Source organism: Syntrophorhabdus sp. (genome assembly GCA_012719415.1).
GTDB lineage: Bacteria > Desulfobacterota > Syntrophorhabdia > Syntrophorhabdales > Syntrophorhabdaceae > Delta-02.
On the sequence record JAAYAK010000020.1, the window covers coordinates 1 to 3,749 of the forward strand.

6 protein-coding genes are annotated in these 3,749 nt (G+C 55.8%); 3 read left to right on the forward strand and 3 right to left on the reverse strand.

Annotation, left to right across the window (positions count from 1 at the left end; translation table 11 throughout):
* On the forward strand, positions 1-144 hold a 144-nt coding region (locus tag GXX82_00915; GenBank protein NLT21587.1), incomplete at its 5' end, for a hypothetical protein.
* 136 nt (positions 145-280) lie between these two features.
* Here GXX82_00915 and GXX82_00920 read toward each other — a convergent pair.
* Both GXX82_00920 and GXX82_00925 read right to left on the reverse strand, forming a co-directional pair.
* Complete coding sequence (locus tag GXX82_00920) at positions 281-1,336, reverse strand: radical SAM protein (protein ID NLT21588.1); 1,056 nt, start codon at positions 1,334-1,336, stop codon at positions 281-283.
* Between the two features lie 21 nt (positions 1,337-1,357).
* Positions 1,358-2,125: a SagB/ThcOx family dehydrogenase gene (locus tag GXX82_00925; protein ID NLT21589.1), complete on the reverse strand. Its 768-nt coding sequence runs from the start codon at positions 2,123-2,125 to the stop codon at positions 1,358-1,360.
* 319 nt (positions 2,126-2,444) lie between these two features.
* Here GXX82_00925 and GXX82_00930 point away from each other — a divergent pair, with 319 nt between their 5' ends.
* Both GXX82_00930 and GXX82_00935 read left to right on the forward strand, forming a co-directional pair.
* The gene (locus GXX82_00930; protein ID NLT21590.1) at positions 2,445-2,726 is read left to right on the forward strand and encodes a hypothetical protein; all 282 of its coding nucleotides are present in this window, start codon (positions 2,445-2,447) and stop codon (positions 2,724-2,726) included.
* Positions 2,727-2,745: 19 nt separating this feature from the next.
* Positions 2,746-3,096, forward strand: a complete 351-nt coding sequence (locus GXX82_00935; GenBank protein ID NLT21591.1) for a phage holin family protein — start codon at positions 2,746-2,748, stop codon at positions 3,094-3,096.
* Positions 3,097-3,168: 72 nt separating this feature from the next.
* Here the strand turns inward: GXX82_00935 and GXX82_00940 are convergent, their stop codons facing one another.
* A complete protein-coding gene (locus GXX82_00940) occupies positions 3,169-3,705 on the reverse strand; it encodes a phospholipase D family protein (GenBank protein ID NLT21592.1) in 537 nt (178 codons plus the stop codon).
* Positions 3,706-3,749 lie beyond the last annotated feature (44 nt).

Sequence of the window (3,749 nt, forward strand, 5' to 3'; positions counted from 1 at the left end):
ATCGACTGCTACCTCACGATGGATGGTGAACTGGCGGAGAGATTCACCGAAAGCAAACAGAACCTCCAGCTCGCCCTGGGAGCATCCATCCACCTCGAGGTCCTGCGCCCGACGGAACTGGAAGAAAGACTGAAGACAGCTTGAGCCGCTTGAAAGTGAAAGAAAGAACAGCCGGTCCTGTCGCTAACGCTGACGGGACCCGTTCATCCGCAAACCCGACTGCCAGAAATAGGTCTCTTCGTTCAAGCGGTTCAAGCGGTTCAAGCGGTTCAAGCCGTCTTCACTTCCACTCGTCTGTCTGTGGTTGGGGGAGCTGGTAGGATTTCAGCGTTTCTATGTACCTGTAGAAGCCCTCGGGGTCCTCCTTTTCGAGCTTTTCGATCTCGGGGCGTATCTTGCTCAGAAGGTCCTCGTTCTCGGCGGCCTCGAGGGGATACTGCATGTAGGAGGAACGCCTGATGAGAGCATAGGCCTTTTGCTGTTCCGGCGTGAGGGCGAGGAACCTGTTAAGCTCGCTGAGCATGTAGTCCTTTTTTTCGTCAAGATAGCCATCCACCTGCATGAGCAGGTTGAGGCTGAAATCGGCACAGGAGAAGTAAGAGTGCATCTCATCGAGGTTTTCGACGAGAAGACGTATCTCTGCCACTATCTCCGCGTCGTTCATGACGACAAAGGTCCCGTCCTCAACGAGCTTGTGCATCGGTGACATGGGGTGCATGGCAAAGGTCCGAACCCTGATGAAGTCGGGCTTGATGTGGTTGAGAAGTCGCGCCGTCTCGACGGCGTTCTCGGAGCTCATCGTCCTGCCGCCCACGCCGGGCATTATGTATTCCGACAGCGATATCCCCGCTTCCACGACCTTCCTGCCGCCTTCGACGATGTCCTCGGGTGTGATACCTTTCCGTATCATCTTGAGGACCTTCTCCGAGCCGCTTTCCAGTCCCACGTGTATCCTCGTGAGGCCGGCCTTGCAGAGCTCGCGCAACTCTTCCACGGTCTTGCGTTTCAAGGTCGTTGCCCGGGCATAGGTCGTGATGCGTTCAAGACCGGGAAACTTTTCCTTCGTATATCTGATGATCTCGAGAATATCCGAGGTCTTGAGGACGAGGCTGTCGGCATCCTGGAGGAAGGCCGATCTGATCGTGTTCTTGTAGGAGGCGTACTCCTTCTCCATACTGTCGATGTCCTTCTTGACCTCGTCGACTGTACGGCGGGAGAATTTCACTCCCTTGTAGGCGGGACAGAAGATGCACTGATTCCAGGGGCAATTCCTCGTCACCCGTATCAGGAGACTCTGGGCTTCGCTGGGTGGTCTTATGACTCCTTGTTCATACATGTTCCTTTACTCCTTGCCCGGTTACACGGGATTCTGCGGAGAGCGGAATCCGACCGTGGCCATATAGATGACCGTCTCTTCCTCTCCATCAAGGTCGATGATGCGGTTCACGTCGTTATCGTAGAATGCTCCGACGGCGCACACTCCGAGCCCCAGAGCCTCACCGGCAAGATAAAGGTTCTGCGCGATATGGCCTGCGTCGAGATAGATGTAGCGGTAGACCCTCTGGCCGTATTTCCAGCTTCCCCGGGCGATGAGCGCCGACCAGATGAAGGTGACCTGGGCGGCGAGGATAAGGGTCTGCTGAAGGGCTGCCTCAGTGAGGGCCCTCGAGAAATCACCCTTCTTGAGGAATTCCAGATCGTAATCGCCGGGTCTGAAATGGTATATTCCCTCTTCGAGCCCGTCTACAGCGCGGACGCACAGGTAGGTCTCCACGGGGTAGAGGCCGCCCGCGGAGGGCGACGTCCGGAAAAAGGTGTCGCCGAACTGGGCCGTGAGACCCTGTGTCGCCCACAGCAGCGCTGAGAGGTCGTTGAGCTTGAGGGGCTTGCCGGCTGCGTATTCACGGCGCGACCTTCTCTTGAGGAGAAGTCTCCACAGGCCCGCCTCCCCGCCGGCTTTCGGCTCCGGCAGCGACACCCTGGCGATGGGACTCGGATACTCCTTGAAGGTGTCGGGGATCGCCCCGAGATTGAACATGTGGCCGGAAAGCGAAGCGGGCGTGTACTTGGTCTCATTCTGGAACCTGGTCCCTATGCCGGCCTTTTCCTTTCCTTTATCCTTCACTGTCCACCTTTCAAATACACCTTTAATATGCTTCATGCGGTGGGATAAGTCAATGATAGAAGGGGAAGGGGAGAAGGGGTCTTTGATAGGACCTATAAGACCCGATAAGACCTATAAGACGAATGGGACCGATAGGACGCGTGGGACCTATAGGACCTATTGGTCCTATCTGTCCTATAGGTCGGATATGTCCTATAGGTCCTATCCAGTCCTATAGGTCCTATCCACCCCCCTTGCCTTTCCGTTTGCCTTTTCCTGCCAAAAAGGATAGACTTATTTATACAATCACTGACAGTGGTTCTTGGGGACGGAGGCTAAAATGAACGATATTATGACCGTAGACGAGTTGTTGGCATCCAAGAATCTCACGCGCGAAGAGTGGGAGTTGCACAGGGAACTCATCGAGGACTGCAGAAAGAACGAGGTCAGGATCAACGAATGCTGTGCGGAGACCAGGGAGAACATCCAAAAGGTGGCGGGTATTCTCGATGCCATCTCCGTTAAGATGGTGGCTCTGAGCGTTGCTCTCGAAACCGTCATCGGTGAAGCCGAAGACGTTTCCCTGAGAATGCTCCCGGAGCACAAGTTCTACCGCGAGTAGGCGGGTATTTTCCCGGACCATGGGGCTTCTTCTCAAGTGGCTGATAATGGCCGCGTCCATCATTATCGCGGCGTATTTCATTCCCGGTGTGAGGGTGGGCAGTTTCTTTTCCGCCCTCTGGGTGGCGCTTTTTCTGGGCGTGGTGAACGTCCTCGTGCGGCCGGTCCTCATTCTCATCACCCTGCCCATCAACATTCTCACCCTTGGCCTCTTCACTTTTGTCATTAACGCCGTCCTTATCCTCCTCGCATCATCGGTCATCAAAGGCTTCGAGGTGGCAGGTTTCTGGTGGGCCCTGCTCTACAGCGTCGTGCTGTCCGCTGTCAACTACATCATAAACCTCATAGTGCAGCCGAGAGAAGACCGTTAGAACCGTTAACGGCGTCTATCTCCAGTTTCCCCTTCTAACGGTTCCAACGGTTCTAACGGTGCCAACGGTCTTCTAGTATCTTTTCGAGTGTTTCCTGAGCTTCAGGTAGTTGTCCCTGTACAGGGCGGCCAGTTCCCCGGAGGTTATGATGAGGAGGTTCTCGGCGTTTCTGTCCTCGGCGGCGTAGGTAAAGTTGAAGGAACCCGTGATGACCGTCCGGCGATCGATGATCATAACCTTGTTGTGGGCTGAGGCATGGTCGTTGTCGAGCCAGACGTCGACGCCGCCGGCCTTGAGGACCCTGGCCGTGACGTGTTTGCGCTCTTTCTGCTCGTGGCCGTCGAGGATTACCTCCACCTCGATGCCCCGCTTCCGGGCCTTGAGAAGGGCGGCCTGAATGGGTTTAGAGGTGAAGAGGTAGGCCTCAACGAGAACCTCGCGCTCGGCCTCGCCGATCTGCCTCAGAATGGCCTTTGTCGCGCCCCCGCCAGGGCTGAAGAAGACACGCGCCCGGGTATTGTTGAGAACCACATCGGTCGCCCCCAGCTGCAGCGGCAGCGCAAAAAGCACAAACAGGACTGCGAGATAGTGACAAACGGATCTTTTCATGAACCCCCCGGCCAGGATTTTCGGAATTGTAATGTGTTCTCTGG

What these genes read in the sequence shown, in the direction of transcription:
- GXX82_00930 (NLT21590.1), top strand. Translation starts at nt 2,445, where the DNA reads ATGAACGATATTATGACCGTAGACGAGTTGTTGGCATCCAAGAATCTC.
- GXX82_00940 (NLT21592.1), bottom strand. Translation starts at nt 3,705, where the DNA reads ATGAAAAGATCCGTTTGTCACTATCTCGCAGTCCTGTTTGTGCTTTTT.
- GXX82_00920 (NLT21588.1), bottom strand. Translation starts at nt 1,336, where the DNA reads ATGTATGAACAAGGAGTCATAAGACCACCCAGCGAAGCCCAGAGTCTC.
- GXX82_00935 (NLT21591.1), top strand. Translation starts at nt 2,746, where the DNA reads ATGGGGCTTCTTCTCAAGTGGCTGATAATGGCCGCGTCCATCATTATC.